The following is a 22773-nucleotide window of genomic DNA, read 5'->3' on the forward strand; positions in this document are numbered from 1 at the left end:
GACGCCGGGGCGCGCGGGTTCCGGCTGCCTGGTGGGTCCGCGTCGTCCGGGTGCTCGGCGCGGCACTGTCGATGTGCCCTGGTGAGACCATGTGCGCCAGGCTATTGAGCGTTCCACGCGGCGCAGTAGAGAAGGACCGGCAGCGACTCGGGGCTGGGTCCTGTGCGTTGTTCTGCCGGTTGTTCTCTGCGTGTGCCGGCCCTGGCGGACCATCATCGACCTGCGTCCATCGTGTGTGCGCCGGCCAGGTCTGCCGGGTGGGTCTGCGTTTCGTCCACTCGGCCGGCCCATCCGGCAGGTCGCCGACCGCTGGGTGGATGACGACGCACTCGATTGTGGGAGGCTCGAATGAGCGTATCGATCCGTCAGCGGATCACCGCTATCGCGGAAATGTCAGCTGATCGGCCTGCGGTCGTCGGCTTCGACGAGAACTTCGTCGAGCAGGTGCTGACGTGGCGGGAGTTGGCCGAGCGGAGCGGCCGGCGGGCGGACGCACTGGTGGACGCCGCCGCCCGTGAGACCGGTCCGGGCGTGGTCGCGATCGAGGCGAACAACACGATCCAGTCGGTGGTCGACATCGTGGCCGTCCTCTCCGCGGAACTGCCACTGCTGCCGCTGAACCCGGCCTCACCCGTACCCGAGCGGGAAAAGCTCCTCAACTTCATCGGTCAGACGTACGGACGGGCCCGCCTCATCGACGCCGAGGCCGACGCCGAGGCCGACGCGGGACGACCGGCGCGGTCGCCGGCGGCGATGGCCAGCCGGATCGCCTACCTGCTGCCCACCGGCGGCAGTTCCGGCCGGCCGAAGATCGCGATTCGGCCCGGACCACTCGGCTACGATCCGCACCAGGTGCCGTTGCCCCTGCGCCGTCGCGCCGGCTGGCGAGCCGGTCAGCGGCAACTGATTCTCGGCCCGCTGCACCACGCGGCCCCGTTCACCACGCTGCTGGACGGGCTCCTCGACGGCAACACCACAATTCTGCCGCCGTACTTCCTGCCGGCGTGGACGGTGGAGCTGGTCGAGCGTTACGCCGTGGAATGGATCCAGCTGACCCCGGCACACATGCGCACGATCCTGCTGCTCCTCCAGCCCGACCCGGCGTCCTTCGCCAGCGTTCGTACGGTGATGCACACGGCTGCGTCGTGCGACTCGTTCACCAAGAAGCGGTGGATCGAGATGGTCGGGCCGCAACACCTGTACGAGGTGTACAGCTCGACCGAGAACATCGGCGGCACCCTGGTGCGGGGGGACGAATGGCAACAGCGGCCGGGCACGGTGGGCCGGGGATTCTTCACGAAGATCAGCATCAGGGACGACGCCGGGAACCGGCTCGGCCCGGGACAGACCGGCAAGGTGTTCATGCGCGCCGGTCGGGTCTCCAGAGGAGACGCCTACCTCGGCAGCCAGGTGCTCGAAACGACGGCCGACGGCTTCGCCAGCGTCGGCGACTTCGGATGGCTCGACGCGGATGGCTACCTGTTCCTCGCCCCCCGTCGGCACGACGTGATCAACGTGGGCGGTGAGAAGGTCTACCCCAACGAGGTCGAGGCGCAGTTGCTGGAACACCCCGCGGTGCTGGACGCCGTGGTGGTGGCGGCCGAGGACCAGGTGCTGGGCTCTACGGTCGGCGCCTACGTCGTGTGCAGGCCGGGAGCCTCGGTCAGCACCGGCGAGCTGATGGCGCACTGCCGGGCTGGTCTGGTCAACTACAAGGTGCCGACGCGGATCACGTTCGTCGATCAGGTGCCGCGCTCGGCCGCCGGGAAGCTCGAACGGTGGCGGCTGGCCGGCCAGCGGGGCTGATCGCGGTCAGATCTTCACCTCGCCGGCCGGCTCGTTCTTGTTGTTGCTCTGTGTCGTCAGCCGGCCGGCGGCCCGGCGCAGCGCGCCCAGCTCGTCGATGGAACGTGAGTGCCAAGGGCTGTTTTCCTGCATCGCGAACGCATTCGCGGCCTGCACGAAGAAGTGTTCCGCGGTATCGAACTCACCCCGGCCCAGGTACACCCGGCCGAGGCCGAACAGGGCGTGCGCATGGACATTCCGCTCCTGCGTCATCCGGCAGATTTCGACCGCCTCGCTGAAGTGGATCTCGGCATCGGTGAACCCGTTCTGCTCCAACACGGCCCCGCCGAGGCCGATCAGGGCGTAGGACTGGCCGATACGGTCGTCCTGCGCCCGAGCCAGATCCAGCGCCGACTGGAAGACAGCCTTCGCAGCCAGCGACTGCTTCGAGTCGGCAAACACCTCACCGAGCCGGTACAACGCCTGGGCCTGAAGGCGCCGGTTACCCAACTGTTCACCCAGTGCGAGCGACTCTTTCGCCAGGATCTCGGCCCGCTCGGGGGCCCCGAGATCAAGGTGGCTACGCGCGAGTCCGCTCAGTACGTGGGCCTGTGCGCCCAGGTCGTCGACTGCCCGGAACTTCTCCAGCGCCTGCCCGTAACGCAGCACCGCCATGTCGGGTCGACCCTGGATCCGGTCCAGGTGCGCAAGGTTGCGCAGCGTCAACGCCACCCCGGCCTGATCGCCGACGGCATCGAACAAGCTCATCGCGTGCAGCAGGTTCTCGCAATCGTCCTCGGCGTGTTGGGCTACGCCCAGCGAGCCGAGTGACGCCAACACGGCGGCCTTGCCCCGGCGATTGCCGGCCCTGCTGGTGGCCTCCAGCGCGATGTTGTGAGTCGTACGCCATTCGGCGAACAGGCCGCGCCTTTCATACATGGCAACCGAAACGGTGGCCAACTCCCAGCACAGTTCGTCCAGCCCCAGCTCTGCCGCCTGGCGGATCGCCACCTCCAGCGTGATGCGCTCCTCGTCGAACCAGGCGGTGGGATCGCCGAGGAAGCGGTCGAATTCGGCATGTGCGCCGGCCCATCGGCGTGCCGTGCCGTGCAGAACCGCGAATCGCCCCCCGTAGATTCGATGATGAGCCTCCTCGGCGAAGGCGAGCAGGGCACCGAGCGATCGGGTGACCGCCACTATGCAGGTCTCCCGGTCGTCCTGCGTCAGCCGGTGCTCGCTCGCGAACACCCGCACCAGCTCGTGGAATCGGTATCGGGGTTGCTTGGTGAGCGCGGAAAGGTGGGCCTCCAGCAGCCGGACGTCCACGAGCTCGTCGAGGAGCGCCGTGGCCCGCCTCGAATCGCAGTCCAGCAGAGCCGCCGCGGTCCAGGCGCTGAACTCGTGTAGCTCCAATGCACTGAGCAGCCAGAACAAAGTCTGCGCAGGCACGGTGAGGGACTCGTACACGTCAGCGAGCAGCGAGCGGACCGCGACGTCACCGTGGGACAGTTCGTCCAGCCGAGACCGTTCGTCGCGCAGTCGGTCCAGCAGGGTGCCAACGGCCCAGTGCGGGTGCGCAGCCAGTCGGACCCCGGCGATCCGCACGGCCAGCGGCAGGCCACCGCACATCTCGGTCAGCGCCGCGGCGGCCTCGGGCGCCGCCGCGACCCGCTGCTCTCCGCAGATCTGGCCGAGCAGGGTAAGGCTCTCGTCGGCCGACATCATGTCGACGTCGACAGCTCGGGCGCCCGGGATACCGGCGAGCCGGCGGCGACTGGTAATCAGCACCGCCGGGCCTGGCACGCCGGGGAGCAGGTCGGCGATCTGGTCCTCGTTGCCCACATCGTCCAGCACGATCAACAGCCGCCGCGTCGCGAGCTGGCTCCGTAGTAGGTTGATCCGTTGGCCGGGTGCGACCGGGATCGCCGCCGGGGCGACGCCCAGTCCGTGCAGGAGGTCGCTGAGTACGGCTTCGGTCGAGCGTGGCTGCGTGGTGCTCCCGTAGAGGCAGGCGTACAGGCTGCCGTTGACGAACTTGGCGCGCAACAGGTGCGCGACGTGCAGGGCCAGCGAGGTCTTTCCACAGCCCGGCGCGCCGGTGATGACCGCGATCGGCACCTGTTCGGTGTCCTCGCTGGTCAGCGTGGCGGTCAGGGTTCCGATCAGCGGCGCATGGCCGACGAAGTCCGGCAGATCTGCGGGCAACTCCTGCGGACGGTGCACGCTCGTGGCGGTCTCGGTTCGCCTGTCGTCCACTTCGCCGCTGATGCTGCTGTCCTGGCTGAGGATCGCGCGTTCCAGCTTGCGCAGGTACTGGCTCGGCTCGATGCCGAGCTCGCCCACCAGGTTGGTGCGGGCCGTACGGTACGTCGCCAGCGCTTCTGCCTGCCGTCCTGACCGATACAGCGCGAGCATCCGGAACCCCCACAGGCGTTCCCGCAGCGGGTAGTCCGTGGTCAACTCGACCAGTTCCTCGACCAGTTCTCGATGACCGCCCAGGCCCAGACGGATCTCGGCGCGGTCCTCCAGCGCCATGATCCGCCGCTCCTCCAGACGGTGGGAGACGACTTCGGCGGCCCGGCCGGGCACTCCGCCCAACGCCGGTCCGGACCAGATGTCGATCGCGCGGTCCAGGTGCGTCAGCGCCTCGTCCAGCCGGCCTTTGGCTGCGGCGGACCGGCCCCGGGAGAGAGCGTCGTCGAACATGAGGTAGTCGAGCTGCTGACGGTCGACCCGGATGGAGTATCCGAGTGGGCTGGTTTCGATGATCTCCGGACTGCCGAGAGCCCGGCGCAACGCGGAGATGCAGATCTGGATCTGACCACGCGCGCTGGTCGGCGGGGAATCGTCCCAAACTGCGCTGATCAGCCTTTCCACGGTCACGACATGGTTGGCGGCCATCAGCAAATTGGCCAGCACTATACGTTGCCGCGGGGAGGTTATCGGCACGGGGGAACCATCGACCACGGCTTCCAATGTTCCGAGAACCCGGAACTCGACTCGCACCATGTCGGCCAGCATACGGTATCACGTAACGACGATCATCAATCACGTTTGTTCCGGAAGTTCGGGCGGCAACCGGGCGCACTCGAGCGGGGCCGCAGAGCTGGGATGCCGCGAGTAACCTCAATTCGTCGGGAGGCGGTTTGACCGGTTACAGATCGTCTTACTGTTGACCTCTGACGGACGAAACCCCGGTAAATTCTGAACGATAGTTCGGTCCCTCGATGTCGTAAGGATCCGGCATGTCTTGTGGTTCCGGCTTGATCGGTTTGTCCGACCCGCGGGATGAGGCAGCGCTGCTTCGCTCCCGGAGCCCACCGGACCTGTCGCTCACCGTCGCCTGATGGGCGCAGTCTGTTCGGCGACGGGGTAGCCGGGCAGGGCCGAGGCCAGAGTCGCGACGGTCGGCCAGTCGAACAAGGCCCGCTCCGGCAGCTGCCGGTCCAGGGCGACGCACAACCTGGCCACGGCCTGCGTCGCGAGCACCGAGTGGCCGCCGAGGTCGAAGAAGTTGTCGTGTCGCCCGACCTCGTCGAGATTCAGTACCTCGGCCCACACCTCGGCGATGACCCGCTCCGTAGTCGTGCTTGGCCTGTCCTCCTCGACGAGCGACGACTGTGCATAGTTGATCTCGTTCATCGTCCATTACCCCCTGGCCGGTGACAATATGGCGTCGAATAGCGAACAGTCGCAGGTTCGCCACCCTCGGGAGAATTGTGGTTCGCTCGGCCGGCGCGGGCAAGGATAGGCGGTAAGAAGCAACGGCAGTCAACCACTTCCGGAACTTCTGCCGATTCTTCTCTGGGGCCACTCAAGCTTCCGTGGCACATTGCGACTGTTGTCAATCCGCGCCGACGGCTCGGATTGCCGCCGTTACCAAAGGAGCGGTTGATGGTTGGCTTGGCAGAGCTCGCATCCACCCTGCTGGGGCATTCGGCCGTGCGTGATGCCCGGGCGACGACGATCCGCCACGACGATCGGGACGTCACGATCGGCGTGGTCGAGTTTTCCCAGTACGTAAGCGGGCCGGAGCTTCGTGGCTACGTGTGGGACCGGCTCGGTGCGGGCTGTGGATTGGACGGCGTGCTGCTCGTCGACGCCATGCCGCTCGCCGGCAACACACTCGACACCGAATACGTCCGGTCCGCCGTCATCGCCGGCACGTGCACCCTGTTCGAAGGTCCGGTCGACGGCGTCGAAGAGCGGCTCCTGTCGATCTGGGCCAGCACCATGAACCTCAAGTGGATCGGCGTGCACGACGACTTTCTGGACCTCGGCGGCGACTCGATTGTTGCGGTCGAGGTCCTTGCGAAGATCGAGGACGAGTTCGGCACGGCGCTGGACGTCTACGACTTCATGAGCACCTACCACATCCGCGGCGTCGCCGGCCTTCTGAGCGAACCTCGGGTACTGCAGCAGCAGTAGTTGACTAGGCGGGCCGCAGCAAGTCCCCGCGTGTGCGGGTATGGGTTGGCCGGCGGGTTGGCGGGAGGCGCTATTCGGTGAAAGCGGTATGTCACTGAGACATATTCATGTCTCGGTGACATGCCGAGTGGTGATGGTCCGCGTCAGTCGAATGAGGTGATCTCAGCAAGGTTCGGCGGCTGAGTAAGGATGAGACGGGCGTGACGTCCATAGCGGACGGTGTCGGATGTGGGCGTGGAGCCATCGATAGACAGGCTGTTGCGACAGAATCCGGTCTTCGAGAGGGCCGGCACGGCACGTTCGTGGCAGCTCCCGGGGGCGAACGGCGCGGGGAAGGGCCGGTGGTGCCAGCCTTCCCCGCGTTCAGCGCGTTAGCCAGCCACCGCGCTGGCGACAGGCTGCGAGCTGTTTTTCCTTCACCCGTCCTTCACCCTGTGTCAGGGCAGGGTGATCGGGAGCGGGACGTTCTCGTGGCCTTGCCCGCAGGCGCAGGTGGACGGGTCGGGCGGCAGTGCCGGAATGGCCTGGTAGAGCACCTCACGTAGTCGCTCGACGTTCGCGGCGAAGATGCGCAGCACCTCGGCGTGGCTGACCGCACCGGCCGCGTCGAGTCCGGCGTCGAGGTCGGTGACCAGGGCGATGGGGGTGTAGCACAGCTCCAGTTCACGGGCGAGGATCGCTTCTGGGTGCCCGGTCATGTTGATCAGCTGCCAGCCCTGGTGGGCGTACCACTGTGACTCCGCTCGGGTGGAGAAGCGCGGCCCTTCCACCACCACCATGGTGGCGCCGACGACGGCTTCGTACCCGACATGACGGGCGGCGGCGGCGACAGTCGTGCGCCCGTTCGGGCAGTACGGGTCGGCGAACGACGTGTGGACCGCGCCGTCGTCGAAGTAGGTGCAGGCCCGTCCGCTGGTCCGGTCGACCATCTGGTCGGGGAGGACGAGCGCCCCGGGGGCCAGTGCCGTGGTGAGGGATCCGACGGCGCAGGGTGCGAGGATCTGGCGTACCCCGAGCGTGCGCAGTGCCCAGAGGTTGGCCCGGTAGTTGATGCGGTGCGGGGGGAAGCGGTGGTCGGCGCCGTGCCGCGGCAGGAACGCGACAGTGCGGCCATCGACCTGGCCGACGGTGACCGGGTCGGACGGGCGGCCGTACGGTGTGGAGACGTCGACCGCCGTGCCGCCGGCTACCAGGTGGTAGAGGCCACTGCCACCGATCACCCCCACCTCGGCCTGGGGCAGTTCCGCGTACCTGGTCATGCTCGTGCCTTCCTGCGGACAGCGGCGGGGGATCACCCGTTCAACGCGTCGACCCGTCGACCCGTCGCCAGCGGATCTGCCGCACGAGGTACCAGACGCCGCTGACCAGGAACAGCGCGGCGGTGACTACCAGCCAGCGGGCCAGGTACGGATGCTGGTTCTGACCGGTGGCGGCGAGATAGGTTTCCTGGCCCTGCCGCAGGATGCCGGGGAGATACACCAGGAACAGCAGCCCGCTGGCGAGCACCGGCACCCGGATGTGATTCAACGGTGACGGCTGCCCCGCGCGGCCCGGTATCCGGTGGTGTGCGGCCGGCGATCGGCCATCCGGGCCGGCGGAGCCGGAGCGCCCGAGCGCAGCGCGCAGCACCCGGTCGGCCGACGCGTAGATCGGAAAGAGGACGAGGTCGTGGGCGACGGCCGCGCCGACGAACCAGAGCAGCATTCGGCCAGCCGTGGCCTCTTCGGCGATGCGGAGCGCGACCCAGCCGGTGAGGGTGAAGCAGACGATCAGGAGGACCAGGTGCTGGAGGGACGATCCGTAGGCCGCTCGGAATCGGGGGAGAGGCTCAGCCATCGGCGCCGGTCCGGAAGGTGATCTCGGTGACCCATTTCGTGCAGTGCACGCCGGGCAGGGCGGGGACGATCACCCGGGCGGGGAAGCCGTGGTCGGCCGAGAGGTCGACACCGTTGACCCGCAGAGCGAGCAGGGAGTCGGTGTCGAGCACCTGGTTGGCCTGGAGGATCGCCTGGTTGAACAGCCCGGCTTTCTCCAGTGATCGCACCTGCGCCGACGCCGGGTCGTGCACACCGACCAGGGCGGCGAGGTCGCGCAGTCGTACACCTGACCATGTTTGTCGTGTCGACCACCCCTCCACGCAGGCGATCGGCAGGCGGGCGGTGTGCTGGCCCATGGCGAGCAGGCCGGGACGGTCGAGGGTGACGAGGCGGTCGCCGCCGCGCACGGTCAGTCGCCATCGTTGCCCGGTCTCGTCCGGTTGGATGCCTGCCGCGGCGGCGGTGCGGTTGATCGGGAAGCCGTTCGGTCCGGTGCCGGGCTGACGTCCGCGGGGCAGCAGCAGCGCGGTGCGGCGCCAGCGCCCGTCGAGGCTCTGCCCGATCGTGAGGGCGCCGAGCAGCAGGGACAGGCCGCCGACCAGGGCTATCGCGCCGCGTCGGCTCATCGTCGGCGCGCCGGGTGCGGTGGCCACCAGGTCGTCCGGATCGGGTGGCTCGGGCCGGGTCGCGGCCAGCGGGGTACGCAGCTCAGCTTGCAGGGGCTCGACCTGCCCGGGTCGGTTGCGGTCCCGCAGGGCCGGCCGGGATCGGAGTGCGCTGACCATCCGGGGCAGTTTCAGCGTCACGTGTGCCACGAACGCCGCGATGAAGACCCAGGCTCCGAAGTAGTGCGCGGTGTAGAAGTCGAAGCCGAACAGGTACGCGTACTGGATGTTGAGCAGGCCGGTCGCGATCTCGAAGAGGATGCCGCCGACCAGCAGCAGCAGGGACAGTCGTTCGAGCACCTGGGCCAGGGAGCGGGCCGGTGGCCAGCTGAAGAGCTTCGGGATCACCGACCACAGCTTCCCCAGCACCACGGGGATCAGGATGATGCCGAGCGTCACGTGCAGCCCCTGGGTGACCCGGAACAGCCAGGACGGCCGAGTCGGCCAGTCGAACGGCGGCAGCCGTAACCAACCCACCTCGCGGGGGAGCGCCTGATCGAACTGGGGGCCGTAGGCGGCAAAGTCGAGCAGCCCGGTGATGATCACCAGCGGCAGCCCGACGAGGAGCACGGCACCGTAGACGGCGGTGAGCCACGGACCGCGCAGCGGACTGCGCCAGCGGTCCCCGGCCAGGCCGGGGACTGGTGGAGGGTGCCGTTCAAGGGCACGCCACCACCGCTGCGGGAAACCCGTCGGCCGGTCCGTCACACCCATACCCCGGGACGCTAGACGCCACAGGTGCCCGATCTGGTGCATTCCGGCGATACCGATCGCCTGGCAAGGCGGCTGAAATGACCGCGCCCCGGCCGAGTGCGGTCTACGGTCACCGGGATGCGGGTACTGCTCACCGGCGCGGCCGGTTTCATCGGATCGCAGATCGCCGACCTGCTCGTCGCCGAGGGCCACGACCTTGTGGCGCTCGACGCGTTGCTGCCCCAGGCACACGGCGGGGAACTCCCCGAGTGGTCCCGGCGGCACGACCCGGTGGTCGGTGACGTCCGGGACGCCCGCCTGCTGGACCGGCTCCTGGCCGGCGTGGACGCGGTGTGTCACCAGGCGGCGATGGTAGGACACGGGCTGGACCCGTCCGACGCCCCCGACTACGTCAGCCACAACGACTACGCCACGGCGGTGCTGCTCGCCGCGATGCACCGGGCCGGTGTGACCCGGCTGGTCCTGGCCAGCTCGATGGTCGTCTACGGCGAGGGTCGATACGTCTGCGCGACGCACGGCACCGTGCGGCCCGGCTCCCGCAGCGTCGCCGACCTGGCCGCCGGCCGGTACGAGTCAACCTGCCCAGACTGCGCAGGCATCCTCTCGCCCGATCTGGTGCCCGAGGACGCCCTACTCGAGCCGCGAAGCACGTACGCGGCCACCAAGCTTGCCCAGGAACACCTGGCCGCCGCGTGGGCGCGGCAGACCGGCGGGAGCGCCTGGGCGTTGCGCTACCACAACGTCTACGGCCCCCGGATGCCCCGGGACACCCCGTACGCGGGCGTGGCCTCGATTTTCCGGTCCGCGCTGGCGGCGGGCCTGCCGCCGAGGGTGCTGGAGGACGGCCGGCAGCGCCGCGACTTCGTCCACGTCACCGACGTCGCCCGAGCCAACCTGCTGGCGTTGACCGCTCCGCCACCGCGGGGCCTCGTACCGGTCAACGTCTGCTCGGGCGAGCCGCACACGGTCGGTGAGCTGGCCGTCGCCCTCGCCGAGGCGATGGTCGGGCCGGCGCCGCTGATCACCGGTGGCGGTCGGGCGGCCGACGTCCGACACGTGGTCGCCGACCCCCGGCGGGCGGCGGAGCTGCTCGGCTACACCGCCCGGGTCGGGTTCGCCGAGGGGGTGGCCGCCTTCGCCACGGACCCGCTCCGGGAACCGGCCGCCCTCACCGCCTGAGGCCGTCGCCCTGCGGATCAGGACACCGTCCACAGCAGGTGGCTGACCGCGAGGGCGGTGACCACCTGCCCGGCCAGCCAGAACCGTTGGGCGGGCGGTGGCAGGTGGGCGGCGGCCACCAGCAGCCAGACCACGAACGGTAGCCAGATCCGTTCCACCTCGGCCTTGCTCAGCCCGGACAGGTCAGCCGCGCCAACCGCCAGCACGGCGGCCAGCGGCAGCAGCACCGTGGGCCCGGCGCCCCGCAGGGCGATCATCCCGGCTCGGTCCGGCCCGCGCCATCGCATCGCAACGGTCCGCGCCGAACCGGCCGACGCGAGCGCGGTCCGGCGCAGCGCAGGCCCGAGCACCGGGCCGGCGCAGAGCAGAAGCGCGGCCAGGTTCGCCCACACCCAGTAGCCGTACGGGCGGTCCGCCGCCCAGCCCTGGTGATACCGCTCCACTACCAGGTGGTAGCCGTCCAGCCACCAGAAGCCGGCCAGGGTGAACGCGGCCACCACCGTGCCGACCCCGGCCAGTGCCGCGAGCAACGCCGGCCACCGGTCCCGCAGGCGCAGCGCCACCACCGCCAGGGCCAGAACCCCGACCAGCACGAAGCCGTACGACAGGTAGAGGGCGAAGCCGAGCAACAGGCCCCCGACCGCAGCGGCGGCCAGTCCGCGCACCGCCAGCAGGGCCAGCCCCGCCGCGACCACCCCGGTGAAGATGCCGTCGGCCGAGACTCCCACCCAGATCGCGCCGGGCAGCAGCACCAGGAACGGCAGCACGCCACGGGCCGCCTGCCCCGCACCGAGTGCCCGCAGCGTCACCGGCACCGACACGGTCACCGTCGCCCCCACCAGCACACATGCCAGGGCGGCGACGGTGGGACCGCCGAGGCCGATCCGATCCAACCCGACGAAGACCAGCAGCGCCCCCGGTGGATGGCCGGCGGTGTGGGTGGACCACGCCTCCGGCTGGAAGTCGAGAATCCGTGCGCTGAAGCCGGCCAGCATGGCCGTGATGTCGGTGACCCGGGGTACCTCGTGCAGGTATTCGGCCTGCGAAGTGAGTCGTCGGGTGAAACCGGCCGACCAGCCGTCCACCAGCGCCAACGACATCGTCCATGCGACCGTCGCGAGATAGGCCGCGACCAGCAGCTGCCCCCACCCGGCGGTGCGGGACCACCGGACGCCCCAGCCGAGCACCCCGGCGGCGACCAGAAGCGCGGCCGGGGTACCCCAACCCAGGTGTGGACGCCAGGTGGCGTAGAGCGGCGCGGCATCGGCGTGCAGACCGACACCGCGCGCGTTGAGCAGCAGCCCCACCGCCACCGCGGCCGCGACCAACGCCACCTCGACGCCGAGCACCACCAGGTCGGCGTCGACGCGTCGGGCGGGCACCTCCGGTCCCCGCCGCAGGGGCGCGAGCACATTCATGACCACCGGACGGTACGGCCATCGCCGGCCCGGTGCTGCGGGAACGGGCAGGACACCACCGTTCGATACGGGAGCGACACCGACAAGGATGCTGATGGTCCGATTACGCCATCTCGGGCGGCTTGGCGTCCTAGCGTTTCCGGTATGCCATCACCGATCGACGTGGTACTGCCGTGCCTCGACGAAGCCGCGGCGCTACCCGGCGTCCTGACCGCCCTGCCACCCGGTTACCGGGCGATCGTGGTGGACAACGGCTCCCGGGACGGCTCACCGGAGGTCGCGGCCCGGCACGGCGCCCGGGTCGTCCACGAAGCGCGCCGGGGCTACGGCGCGGCCGTACACACCGGCCTCGAGGCGGCCGAGACCGAACTGGTCTGTGTGCTCGACGCCGACGGCTCCTTCGACCCGACACAACTCCCGGAGCTGGTCCAGCCGGTGGCCAGCGGAGCGGCCGATCTGGTGGTCGGTCGTCGTCGGCCCGTCACCGCCGGCGTCTGGCCGTGGCATGCCCGCGCCGGCACCGCGCTGGTCGCGGCGCTCCTGCGGCACCGGGGCATACCGCTGCGCGACCTCAGCCCGATCCGGGTGGCCCGCCGCGAGGCGCTGCTCGGCCTCGGAGTCACCGACCGCGCCTTCGGATACCCGGTGGAACTGCTCATCCGTGCCGCCGCCGCGAGCTGGCGGATCCGGGAACTCGACGTGCGGTACTCGCACCGCGCTGCCGGCACCCGGTCGAAGGTCTCCGGCTCGGTACGCGGCACGCTCCGCGCGACCCGCGACTTCGCCGGGGTCCTGCGCACCGTGGAGCGATCGCGGTGACCGTCCTGCTGGTGATGGCGAAGGCACCCGTGCCCGGGGCGGTCAAGACCCGTCTCTGTCCACCGGCCAGCCATCTCCAGGCGGCCCGGATCGCCGCCGCGGCACTGCTGGACAGTCTGGACACCGTACGCGCCACACCCGGCGTGACACCCGTCCTCGCCCTTGACGGTCGGCTGGCCGACGCCGAAGAAGCCGCCGAGTTGACCGCCGCGATCGAAGGCTGGCAGATCCTCCCGCAGCGCGGCACCAACCTCGGCAACCGTCTCGCCAACGCCCACGCCGACGTGGCGGACGCCTACCCGGGTCGACCGGTACTCCAGATCGGCATGGACACGCCACAGCTCACGCCGGCGCACCTCGACGACGCCGTCCACCGCCTCACCCTGAGCGACGCCGTGCTCGGCCCCGCCATCGACGGCGGGTGGTGGGCGCTGGGTCTGCACAACCCCCGGCACGCCGCCGTGCTGGGGACCGTGCCGATGTCCACCGCATCGACCGGACACCACACCATCGCGGCCTTACGCCAGCGCGGTCTGCGCGTCGAATCCCTACCCCTGCTTCGAGACGTCGACGAATGGGCTGACGCCCTGGCGGTGGCCGCGTCGACTTCCGGCGATGCGTCGGGGTGGTCCACCGACGTGATTGCGGACGGTCATCCTGGGCGGGCCGCGGCAGTCCTGCCCGGGCAGTCCGGGGGCGAAGACGCGGCCCACCCGCAGGCCCGACCGGAGCAGCACGGTAACGGCAGCCGCTTCGCGCGTCAGGTCGCGGCGGTCCGGCGCAGCCTGACGCTCGGAATCCCACGGTGAACCGCAGCGTACGGACCAGACCGGCCGACGCATTCGCCAGCGCGTTGCGGTGCCGCACCGACGACCACTGGCTGGTGCACGGCGACAACGGCTGGCGCAGCCGCCTACCGGTACGCCGGTGGCACGGCCCCGCCGAGCCGGCGGTGGCCGCACTCGTCGCCCGGTGCACCGGGCCGACCCTCGACCTGGGCTGCGGTCCAGGCCGACTCACACTGGCCCTCACCCGGGCCGGACTGACAGCGGTCGGAGTCGACATCTCCGCGCAAGCGGTCCGCCTGACCCGGGCACGAGGCGCGATCGCCCTCCAGCGGGATGTCTTCGCCCCGCTGCCCGCCGAGGGACGTTGGGCGCACGTGCTACTGATCGACGGAAACATCGGCATCGGCGGTGACCCCACCACCCTGCTCGGTCGGTGCCACGACCTGCTGCGCCCCGGCGGCACCGTGCTCGTCGAACTCGAAGCACCAGGTCCGGGATTGTGGCGCGGTCAGGCTCAACTGGCCCTCCAGGCCGCCGGCGGTGGATCGCGCCTCGGGCCACCCTTCCGGTGGGCGCGGCTCGACACGATGGCGGTCGCCGGGGTGGCATCAACGGCCGGACTCACGATCCGCGAGGTGTTCCGCCGCGATCACCGCTGGTTCGGCGAGCTGGCCGCGGACAGCTCTGGCGCGGTCAACCCAACGTGAACCGAGCAAGGCCTCGGCCGGTGATCACCGCGGCCTGCCCAGGGAGCACCATGCCCGCCGGGCCCGGCTACCGCGGGCCGCCCTGTCGTCGAGATGGCGACGACACCCGCGACACGCCCAACTGGCACCACGCGCTGCGGCGGGTGTGTCGACGGATAGCGGTCCCGCGTCGGCCTGCCGGCGACCCTGCGGCGACTGCCGTGCCGGATATCGACGGTGAGGCCGAGGAAGGTCAGGCAAATGCGAAGTAACGGCTGGTCAGGAATCCAGGTCACGCCGGCGGTAGCCGATCGTGCCGGCGACCACTCCTACTGCGGCGATGCCGGCCATCACCGACGCTGCTGGCCACGCCGGCGCCGATATCGGCACCGCAGGCAGGTGCGCGAACGGGGATAGCGCACGGATCCAGGAGGGTGCCGCGTACTTCGACGCGACAGTCGTCCGCGCCGGGATCGACACCGAGACCCCGACGTCGTACAGGTGCTCCGGTCGCTGGACACCGGTGGCGGCCGCCGCCCGGTCCTGCACCTCAACGGCGAGTGGTACGCGCGCACCGCGGATCCCGGTCCCACCGCGGCCATCCCCGTGGACCTGCGACGTCTTGTGGCGTCCGGGCAGCCGGCGGTGCAGCGGGTCCGCGTTGACGGACAGCCCCGCCAGGCCTTGGCCGGCAGCGAGGGTGTCACCGCAGGGGATGCACCTCTCGCCCAGGGTCGGCACGCCCGTTGCTGACCGACCAGGCTGATAGGTTGATCTCAGGTGTGCCGGGAAGTCTGGTCGGCGTTGTGATGACGGCTGACCAGAACAGGAGAAGCGCCGCATGAGCACCCTGGCCTGGATCGCGGTGGCCGTATTCGCCACCGCCTACGTCCTCATCGCCACGGAGAAGATCAACCGGGTGGCGGTGGCCCTGGGTGGGGCGTCGATCATGCTGGCGATCGGGGCCACCGACGCCGAGCACGCGTTCTTCTCCGAAGAGGCCGGCATCGACTGGAACGTCATCTTCCTGCTGCTGGGGATGATGCTGATCGTCGGCGTGCTGAAACGCACCGGCCTGTTCGAGTACCTGGCGATCTGGAGCGCCAAGAAGGCCCGAGGCCGCCCGTTCCCGATCATGGTCATCCTGGTCGTGGTGACCGCCATCGTGTCGGCGGCACTGGACAACGTCACCACCGTGCTGCTGGTAGCGCCGGTGACGCTGCTGGTCTGCGAGCGGCTCGGTGTGCCGCCGGTCCCGTTCTTGATCGCCGAGGTGATGGCGTCCAACATCGGTGGCGCGGCCACCCTGGTCGGCGACCCACCGAACATCATCATCGCCAGCCGGTCGGGGTTGAGTTTCACAGACTTCCTGAACGTCATGGCCCCGCTGGTGCTGATCGTGATCGTCGTGTTCATCGGCCTGTGCCGGATCATGTTCCGCAAGGCCTTCCGCTACGACGCCGAGCGCGCCGCCCGGATCATGGCGCTGCGGGAGGCGGACGCCATTCGCGACCGCCGCCTCGTCGTGATCAGCCTGGTGGTCCTCGGCGCGGTGCTGCTCGCGTTCAGCCTGCACACGGTGCTGCACCTGGAGCCGTCGGTGGTGGCCATCCTCGGCGGCCTGCTGCTGCTGGCGTTGTCCCGACTGGACGCGGAGGACGTGGCCAAGGAGGTCGAGTGGCCGACGCTTGTGTTCTTCGCCGGCCTGTTCATCATGGTGGGGGCTCTGGTCGCCACCGGGGTGATCGACAGCATCGCCCGGTCGGCGACCGAGGCCGTCGCGGGCAAGCTGTGGCCGGCCACCATGTTGCTGCTGTGGGCATCGGCCGGGTTGTCGGCGATCGTGGACAACATCCCGTACGTGGCCACGATGAGCCCGATCGTGAGCGAGCTGGTGAACGCCGAAGGCGGGATCGGTAAGGCTCAGGTGCTCTGGTGGGCCCTCGCCATCGGGGCTGACTTCGGCGGTAACGCCACTGCCGTCGGCGCCTCGGCGAACGTGGTGGTGCTCGGGATCGCCGATCGCGCCGGGCACAAGATTACGTTTTGGGGGTTCACCAAGTACGGTCTCATCGTCACCGTGATCTCGGTGGCGATCGCGGTGCCGTATCTGTGGCTGCGGTTCTTCTGACGCTCAGGTGCCGAGCATCCGGTCGAGCAGCCCGTCCAGGGTGATCGCTCCGGTCATCACCCGATTGCCGTCGACGACCGCGACCAGCGGCACATTCGAGCGGGCCATCACCGAGGCGACCTCGAGCAGAGTGGCGTCGGCGCTGACCGCCGGCAGGCCCGGACGGTTGCGGGGCAGCAGGTCCGCGACGGTGCGGTTACCGATGCCCTCCAGGATCACGTCGGCGGCGGCCTCGTCGATCACCCGGGCCAGCGCCGGATCGTCCTGGCAGTAGGACGGCAGCGCCATCCGCAGCACCTGCGTGCCGGCCAGCACCGTCGAGGGACGGCCCATGGTGTCCACCACGATCAGGCCGGGTAGGTCCTGCGCCGCCAGGATCCGCGCGGCCTCCCGTGCCGGCATGTCCTCGGTAACGGTTTCCATCTGGATCGCCACGTCGCTCGCGCGCATGCACCGACGATACGCCCGGGCCGCCGCCTCGACCGCGCCGATGCCGCGTGTCAGCCCACCCGCGGCCGACCTACTGCTGGTAGACGTCGGGAACGTCGTCACGGTCACGGTCGACCTGCTCGGCCTCGTAAATCTGCTGGTACACGCGGTTGCGCACCCGCAAGATGACCATGGCGAGTACTGCGGCGATCAGGGAACCGGCCAACACGGCGATCTTGACCCGGCCGTCGGCGTCGCTGCCGATGCCGAAGGCGAGTTCGCCGATCAGCAGCGAGACGGTGAACCCGATACCCGCCAACACGGCCAGCCCGGCCACGTCGATCCAGGCCAATCCCGCGTCCAGCCGGGCCCGGGTGAAACGGGCGACGAGCCAGGTCGCCAGCAGGATGCCGATCGGCTTGCCGACGACCAGACCGAGCATGATGCCCACAGCGACGGGGTCGGCGACCGCCTGCACCAGGCCGTCGAGCCCGCCGACGGCCACCCCGGCGGACATCAGCGCGAACACCGGCACCGCGACGCCGGCGGAGATCGGCCGGAATCGGTGCTCGAAGTGCTCCGCCAGACCGGGCCCGGGCCCGGCGTTCCTGGAACGCAGCACCGGGACGGCGAAGGCGAGCAACACCCCGGCAACGGTGGCGTGCACACCGGAGGCGTGCACCAGCGCCCAGGTCGCGAACGCCAGCGGCAGCAGCAACCACCACGAGCGCACCCGACGCTGCACCAGCAGCGCGAACAAGCCCAGCGGCACCGCCGCGGCCAGCAGCGGCAGCACCGACAGGTGAGCGGTGTAGAAGACCGCGATGATGACGATCGCCAACAGGTCGTCCACCACCGCCAGGGTCAGCAGGAAGGTACGCAGCGCGCTCGGCAGATGCCGGCCGATCACCGCCAGCACGGCAAGGGCGAACGCGATGTCGGTGGCGGTCGGAATCGCCCAGCCCTTCACCGCGCCGCCCCAGTTCACCACCGCGTACAGCAAGGCCGGCACGAGTACGCCACCGACCGCGGCGGCGACCGGGACCGCGGCCCGGCGGGGATCACGCAGATCACCGGCGACGAACTCGCGCTTGAGTTCGAGACCGGCGACGAAGAAGAAGATCGCCAGCAACCCGTCGGCCGCCCACATCGCCAGCGACAGGTCAAGGTGCAGCGCGTGCGGCCCGATGGTGAGCGCCGTCATCGCCTCGTAGCGGTGCGCCCACGGCGAGTTCGCCCAGATCAAGGCCACGACGGCACCGATCAGCAGGAGCGCGCCGCCGATCGTCTCCTTGCGCAGCACGTCGGCGATGCGACGTGCCTCGGCCCAGGAACCACGGCCGAGGACACGAGGGGGCGACTGAGGGTTCGACGTCACAAGCGGGCCAACTTTCGGAAGACAGGTCGGAGCCATTTGCCGACCAGACTTCCCGGCGCACCGGAACCCATCGTACCGGCGCCTACCGCTGCAGGTGCCTGGACCACCTACTGCCGGCGGTGCCCCTCGTCGCTGCGCATCAGTCGCAGGCGTCTTTTCCCCAGACCGAGCACCACTGCTACGTGGGGTGCCGGCGGCGTCAGCCGGTCGGCTGGGAGGCGCCGTTGAACACCGGCGGCGCGTACCCGGCCGCCATCGAGTACAGCGACGGCACCTTCGGCGAGGGCGTCGAGCAGCCTTGCGGTGTCGGGCCGCCGCTTCCATGGCAGGGAGCGGGACAGGCCGATGTCGAAAACTCGGCGACGACGATGCCACCAGCCGGCTCGGAGAGCGGCACCGGCGCCCACATCACGAGGGTGCCTCGCGCTGTGGCTCGGGGCTGACTGATGGCCGTCGGTCTGGTGATCTGTCCACTCGTCGGTCCACATTGCGAGGTCGCGTACGCGGCGCTCGGCTTCCTGCCGTGACTTGGCCGCCCACGTCGTTGCGTTCTTTGACGCGAAGTCGTCAGGACCTGGCGGTCAGTCGCGGTCCAGGCGGGAAGCTGCGCTGTCCACTCTTCTGCCTGCTCGGCCCTGTGGCCGCTACCGATCAGCCATGGGCGGGCTGTCCGTTGTCCTGCCGGCGGCAGGACTGCCGTGCGTGCCTTGACAGGAAGGCGAAGCAGCAGGACAGTCGACATTCTCATAGACGTTCAGCTATCTGCGGTGAGGTGTGCCATGCGGAAGTCGCTGACTGCTGTGGCCGCCATCGCTGTTGCCATGGTCGCGATGACGGCCGCGATCTCACACGCCAGTGCGGCGAACGCGGCGGCCGGGTGTCGGGTGAACTACGTCGTGACCAGCCAGTGGACCGGTGGCTTCCACGCCGACATCGCGGTCACCAACGTGGGTGAGCCAGTCAACGGGTGGACGCTGCGGTTCGCTTTCCCTGCAGTCGACCAGCGGCTCACGCAAACCTGGAGCGCCACCTGGGCCCAGGCGGGCCAGCAGGTCAGCGCGACCAATCTGGGCTGGAACGCGACCCTGGGCACCAATGGCTCCGCGAACATCGGTTTCGTTGGCGCCTGGTCGGGCAGCAACCCCGTACCGGCGTCGTTCACGCTCAACGGCGTCACGTGCACCGGCGGCGTCCTGCCCAGCGTGACGCCGACCCGGACGACCACACCGCCGGTCGCTGACTACCCGGCGATCGTCACCTGGCTCAGCCCGACCGCCGGCGCGGTGTACACCACGCCGGGAACCGTCCCGCTGGCGGCGACCGCGACCGTGGGAGGCGGCCACGGCATCACCTCGGTGTCGTTCCGGGTGGACGGCGTCACGGTGGCCCGGGGGGTGAGGACGACCGGCGACCGGTACGAGGCGCTGTGGACACCACCGATCGGGGAGCCCGGCACCAGCACCACCTTCGTGCTGTACGTCTCGGCCGGCACCGACCAGTCGCTGTCTGGCGCTGCGCCGCCGTTGCTGGTCACGGTGGTGACGCCGGCGTCCACCGACACCAACCACCCGCCGGCGGTGGCGTTGAGCACCCCCGGCGGGCAGACCTACTTCCTCGAGCCGACGACCGTCACGCTGGTCGCCGACGTCGCCGACACCGACCCCGGGGACCTCGTCAGCCGGGTGGAGCTTTACCTCGGCGCAACCCGGCTGGCCGTGACGCCGACCATCAGCGGACAGCGCTACCAGTTCCAGACGGCCCTGTCGGCCGGCACGTCGTCCACCTTCACCGTGCGGGTCCACGATTCCCACGGCGGCCTCGGCATCTCGAACCCGCTGACCTTCACCATCCATTAGCGCCTCGGCCCTCCGTTGAGGGCTGACCAAGGTCCTTGTGGGTGAACCTGCGGTGGTCGCCTCAAACAGCTTGCTGGAGCCTTGGCGTTGCGGGTGAGCTTGCTGGAGTCCGCCGCAGTTCCGTCATTCGAGACACCGATCCCACGGGCAGTGCCCTGACCGGGACCTTCGGCGTCCCGAAGGCGTCAGCGCTGGCGCTGCCGCGGAAGCGGTAGGGCGGCGTCCGCACCTGTCAAAGAGCGGCTGCCGACAGCGTCTCTATCGGAATTCGCGAGCGGAGGAAACATTGCGCGAGCCCGCTGTCACGAACGGTCCCCGCCTCGGGCGGGCGGCCACCGCACGACGATCAGCCCGGTGATGTAGCAGCCGATTTGATCGACGCGGGTGGCATCGTCGAGTTCGACGGTCGTCGCTGTGGTGCGTATCCGGTGGACTTCCCAGTGGCGGTACGCGTAGGTCGCGTAGCCGGGTTTGCTTGACCTCTCCCGCGACATGCATCGGTGATGCCGCCGGTTCGGCGATACAGGCAGCCGTGATCTGCTCGCGGTTCAGCGGACGACGAGCGCGTCGGCGACGCGGAGAAATCCGCCGTCGTCGTGGATGTGCTGACCGTGGTCGAACGCGCTACTGGTTATCCGAAACCGCGACGGTCGGGTGATCTCCTCGCTGGTGAGAGTCCAAGGTCCTGCGGGGTCTGCGCCTGGCACCGCGGCGAGGAGGACGGCACAGCCGTGGCGAGGGACGTCGTCGTCGTGGGGCTCGTCGTACCGCGCGTGACGCAGCATGACCGGGCCGAAGCGGATCGCCTCAGGCGGCACCTCGGGCGGTACGTGACGCCACCATTGTTCGAGCTCCGCGAATGCCGTCTGGCGCGCCGATCCACGGCGTGCGCCCGCCGCAAGGATGGCGCTACCCGCGTCGGCGGCGACACGGCAGATGCTGACGATCGGTACGCCAGCTGCGAGGTTCGGATAGTGATGCACAAGCCGAGCGTGGAGCATCAACATGACGAGCGCTCGAGTGGCGGCCCGCTGCGGTGCGGGCAGGGTCGACGTCGGTACCGGCTTCCGCCGTTGCGGCCGTGTGTGTGGCGTGGCTAGGTCGGCCGCCTGGCCGGCCGTCGACTCGTACCATCGCGGGTCGTCGGGCCACACTGAAGCCTCGGTCGCGTGCAGGCGACCGCTCCGCCCGATCGTCACGGCTGACCCGGAGCTGGTGCGGCTTACGGCCATGCCGATCCGGTCCTCGGCGTCGAACAGCAGGTCGGTGACCCCGTTGAAGGTGAACCTCAGCGGAGCGGCCGGCCAGGGCAACGGGGATCCGTCTCGCGAGGCACGTCCGGTACTGGGTGTGAACCGCCGTGGAGCGGCCAGGGTCAGATGTACCTGCAATCCCGCCTCCGACGGTTGTGCCGTCAGGGCAGAGTGTTGTTGTCCCAGATGTCGGCGACGCGGCCGATGCGAGTCGCGTCGAAGCTCCGGGCGTCCATGGCCAGAGTTGCGATTTCTCGGATGGAGCGATCGAGCAGCCCGGCGAAGGTTTCCAGCGGCGAACTCACGTCGGCGAGTATGGCACCCGCGCGAAGAGGAGGGCCGCGTCGATCACGAGGCGACTTGCCGGCAGATGCGGTGCCACCGCCGCAGCTCGTCTCGGCTGAGCGGGCACACCACCTGCCATGCTGACCGACGGGACACTTGCCATGAGCCAGTCACACCTGATGGCGGTGGACAGCCGTAGAAAGAGCGACCCCACCAGTCAGCTCGGCCAAACCTGGCTGGGTTGCGGTGGCACCACCAGTCGATAAGTAGCCGATGAGCGGATGTCTATGCCTGCGCGCTCTCCGGCGGTTCGACGCGCTGCTGTGCTGGATGGCGACGCTGGCCGTCGGGTAGATCGGCCTGCCGATGGTCTCATCGAAATGACTCAACGGGACCGGTGCGTCGGTTGTTCGGTATCGCCTGGATGGGAACGGATGTCGGGCGGATCAGGGTGATGCCGTAGGCGACGACCCACACGACCCAGATTAGCCAGCCGACAAGGCCGAGGAGACCGACCGTACCGGGGTCGTCGATGGCCAGAGGGCTCAGCACGGCCGAGCCGAACTGGAGTGCGGCGGCAAGCAAACCGATCCCGCTGTGCCAGCGGCGGATCAGGCCGGCGCGTCGGCCGCTGATGGACAGGCCGGTCATGGCCAGTGCCAAGAAGGTGCCGTTGAAGATGAACAGCGCGTTGTGTAGTGCCCAGAGCCCGGCGATCGTGCTGCTGTCCTGCGCGGTCGTTGACGCGAGCGCGAGCCGGGTGGCCATCACGCCGGTGAAGGTGATGTTCTGCAGGATCACCCCGGCGAACCCGACCAGGGACCAGGCTGTGCCTTGCTCGAGGTCGGAACGCCACAGCACGGAGACCGCGCCGGCGCCGAAGAGGGTGGCCAGCACCCAGGCGATCGGTGCGAGTGCTGACGCGAGGCCGACGGTGTTCTGTTGGGTGGTGAAAAACTGGACAACGTCGTTGGTCTCTGCGCCGGTGTGGGGCAGGCCGGCTGGTACCAGGAAGGCGTTGATGGAGACGATCAGGATGGCGAAGCCGAGTCCGGCGAGGCCGGCGATCCGTGAGAACGTCCAGGTACTTCCGACGCGAAGTTTACGCAACATATATTCAATATAAGGTCCGGAAACCGAAG

18 protein-coding genes and 2 pseudogenes are annotated in these 22773 nt (G+C 69.5%); 9 read left to right on the top strand and 11 right to left on the bottom strand.

Annotation, left to right across the window (positions count from 1 at the left end; all coding sequences use genetic code 11):
- The first annotated feature begins 348 nt into the window (after nucleotides 1–348).
- The gene (locus tag ACPXBU_RS25650; protein ID WP_425759977.1) at nucleotides 349–1806 is read left to right on the top strand and encodes a class I adenylate-forming enzyme family protein; all 1458 of its coding nucleotides are present in this window, start codon (nucleotides 349–351) and stop codon (nucleotides 1804–1806) included.
- Between the two features lie 6 nt (nucleotides 1807–1812).
- Here the strand turns inward: ACPXBU_RS25650 and ACPXBU_RS25655 are convergent, their stop codons facing one another.
- Together ACPXBU_RS25655 and ACPXBU_RS25660 are read right to left on the bottom strand one after the other, a co-directional pair.
- A complete protein-coding gene (locus tag ACPXBU_RS25655) occupies nucleotides 1813–4794 on the bottom strand; it encodes a BTAD domain-containing putative transcriptional regulator (RefSeq protein WP_425759978.1) in 2982 nt (993 codons plus the stop codon).
- 324 nt (nucleotides 4795–5118) lie between these two features.
- Entirely contained in the window at nucleotides 5119–5427 is a 309-nt protein-coding gene (locus tag ACPXBU_RS25660) for a phosphopantetheine-binding protein (protein WP_425759979.1), read from the bottom strand.
- Nucleotides 5428–5679: 252 nt separating this feature from the next.
- Here ACPXBU_RS25660 and ACPXBU_RS25665 point away from each other — a divergent pair, with 252 nt between their 5' ends.
- A complete protein-coding gene (locus tag ACPXBU_RS25665) occupies nucleotides 5680–6213 on the top strand; it encodes a phosphopantetheine-binding protein (protein ID WP_357556855.1) in 534 nt (177 codons plus the stop codon).
- A 437-nt stretch (nucleotides 6214–6650) separates the two neighbouring features.
- Here the strand turns inward: ACPXBU_RS25665 and ACPXBU_RS25670 are convergent, their stop codons facing one another.
- Genes ACPXBU_RS25670 through ACPXBU_RS25680 form a run of 3 tightly spaced genes read right to left on the bottom strand, consistent with a single transcriptional unit; the run spans nucleotide 6651 to nucleotide 9409 of the window.
- A complete protein-coding gene (locus ACPXBU_RS25670) occupies nucleotides 6651–7472 on the bottom strand; it encodes an S-methyl-5'-thioadenosine phosphorylase (protein WP_425759980.1) in 822 nt (273 codons plus the stop codon).
- Nucleotides 7473–7512: 40 nt separating this feature from the next.
- On the bottom strand, nucleotides 7513–8049 hold the full coding sequence (locus ACPXBU_RS25675; RefSeq protein WP_425759981.1) for a hypothetical protein: 537 nt from the start codon (nucleotides 8047–8049) through the stop codon (nucleotides 7513–7515).
- The gene (locus ACPXBU_RS25680; protein WP_425759982.1) at nucleotides 8042–9409 is read right to left on the bottom strand and encodes a molybdopterin-dependent oxidoreductase; all 1368 of its coding nucleotides are present in this window, start codon (nucleotides 9407–9409) and stop codon (nucleotides 8042–8044) included. The genes ACPXBU_RS25675 and ACPXBU_RS25680 overlap by 8 nt, the downstream gene beginning before the upstream one ends.
- 117 nt (nucleotides 9410–9526) lie before the next feature.
- Between ACPXBU_RS25680 and ACPXBU_RS25685 the strand changes: the two genes are divergently transcribed.
- Complete coding sequence (locus ACPXBU_RS25685; protein ID WP_425759983.1) at nucleotides 9527–10588, top strand: NAD-dependent epimerase/dehydratase family protein; 1062 nt, start codon at nucleotides 9527–9529, stop codon at nucleotides 10586–10588.
- Nucleotides 10589–10605: 17 nt separating this feature from the next.
- Here ACPXBU_RS25685 and ACPXBU_RS25690 read toward each other — a convergent pair whose 3' ends face one another.
- Nucleotides 10606–12006 carry a hypothetical protein gene (locus ACPXBU_RS25690; RefSeq protein WP_425759985.1) on the bottom strand — a complete coding sequence of 467 codons (1401 nt, stop codon included), beginning with the start codon at nucleotides 12004–12006 and terminating at the stop codon, nucleotides 10606–10608.
- 144 nt (nucleotides 12007–12150) lie between these two features.
- On the opposite strand from ACPXBU_RS25690, the gene ACPXBU_RS25695 reads away from it, so the two are divergent.
- The 5 genes and pseudogenes from ACPXBU_RS25695 to ACPXBU_RS25715 all read left to right on the top strand — a co-directional run bounded on the left by ACPXBU_RS25695 (nucleotide 12151) and on the right by ACPXBU_RS25715 (nucleotide 16430).
- Nucleotides 12151–12825: a glycosyltransferase family 2 protein gene (locus ACPXBU_RS25695; protein ID WP_425759986.1), complete on the top strand. Its 675-nt coding sequence runs from the start codon at nucleotides 12151–12153 to the stop codon at nucleotides 12823–12825.
- Nucleotides 12822–13424 (top strand): annotated as a pseudogene (locus ACPXBU_RS25700) (TIGR04282 family arsenosugar biosynthesis glycosyltransferase); the annotation flags it as partial. The gene ACPXBU_RS25695 and the pseudogene ACPXBU_RS25700, both read left to right, overlap by 4 nt.
- Nucleotides 13425–13630: 206 nt before the next feature.
- Nucleotides 13631–14320: a class I SAM-dependent methyltransferase gene (locus ACPXBU_RS25705; RefSeq protein WP_425759987.1), complete on the top strand. Its 690-nt coding sequence runs from the start codon at nucleotides 13631–13633 to the stop codon at nucleotides 14318–14320.
- Nucleotides 14321–14735: 415 nt separating this feature from the next.
- Nucleotides 14736–14971 (top strand): annotated as a pseudogene (locus tag ACPXBU_RS25710) (two-component sensor histidine kinase); the annotation flags it as partial.
- A gap of 169 nt (nucleotides 14972–15140) precedes the next feature.
- Entirely contained in the window at nucleotides 15141–16430 is a 1290-nt protein-coding gene (locus tag ACPXBU_RS25715; protein WP_425759989.1) for an SLC13 family permease, read from the top strand.
- Between the two features lie 3 nt (nucleotides 16431–16433).
- Here the strand turns inward: ACPXBU_RS25715 and ACPXBU_RS25720 are convergent, their stop codons facing one another.
- Both ACPXBU_RS25720 and nhaA read right to left on the bottom strand, forming a co-directional pair.
- Entirely contained in the window at nucleotides 16434–16880 is a 447-nt protein-coding gene (locus ACPXBU_RS25720; protein ID WP_393362455.1) for a CBS domain-containing protein, read from the bottom strand.
- A 70-nt stretch (nucleotides 16881–16950) separates the two neighbouring features.
- A complete protein-coding gene (gene nhaA, locus ACPXBU_RS25725; RefSeq protein WP_425759990.1) occupies nucleotides 16951–18273 on the bottom strand; it encodes a Na+/H+ antiporter NhaA in 1323 nt (440 codons plus the stop codon).
- A 743-nt stretch (nucleotides 18274–19016) separates the two neighbouring features.
- Between nhaA and ACPXBU_RS25730 the strand changes: the two genes are divergently transcribed.
- The gene (locus tag ACPXBU_RS25730) at nucleotides 19017–20093 is read left to right on the top strand and encodes a cellulose binding domain-containing protein (RefSeq protein ID WP_425759991.1); all 1077 of its coding nucleotides are present in this window, start codon (nucleotides 19017–19019) and stop codon (nucleotides 20091–20093) included.
- Nucleotides 20094–20641: 548 nt separating this feature from the next.
- On the opposite strand, the gene ACPXBU_RS25735 is transcribed toward ACPXBU_RS25730, so the two are convergent.
- The 3 genes from ACPXBU_RS25735 to ACPXBU_RS25745 form a co-directional block, all read right to left on the bottom strand.
- Complete coding sequence (locus ACPXBU_RS25735) at nucleotides 20642–21406, bottom strand: hypothetical protein (RefSeq protein WP_425759992.1); 765 nt, start codon at nucleotides 21404–21406, stop codon at nucleotides 20642–20644.
- 101 nt (nucleotides 21407–21507) lie between these two features.
- A complete protein-coding gene (locus tag ACPXBU_RS25740; RefSeq protein WP_425759993.1) occupies nucleotides 21508–21651 on the bottom strand; it encodes a hypothetical protein in 144 nt (47 codons plus the stop codon).
- 352 nt (nucleotides 21652–22003) lie between these two features.
- Complete coding sequence (locus ACPXBU_RS25745; protein WP_425759994.1) at nucleotides 22004–22744, bottom strand: hypothetical protein; 741 nt, start codon at nucleotides 22742–22744, stop codon at nucleotides 22004–22006.
- Between the last annotated feature and the right edge of the window lie 29 nt (nucleotides 22745–22773).

It is taken from the genome of Micromonospora sp. DT231 (genome assembly GCF_049847025.1).
GTDB lineage: Bacteria > Actinomycetota > Actinomycetes > Mycobacteriales > Micromonosporaceae > Micromonospora.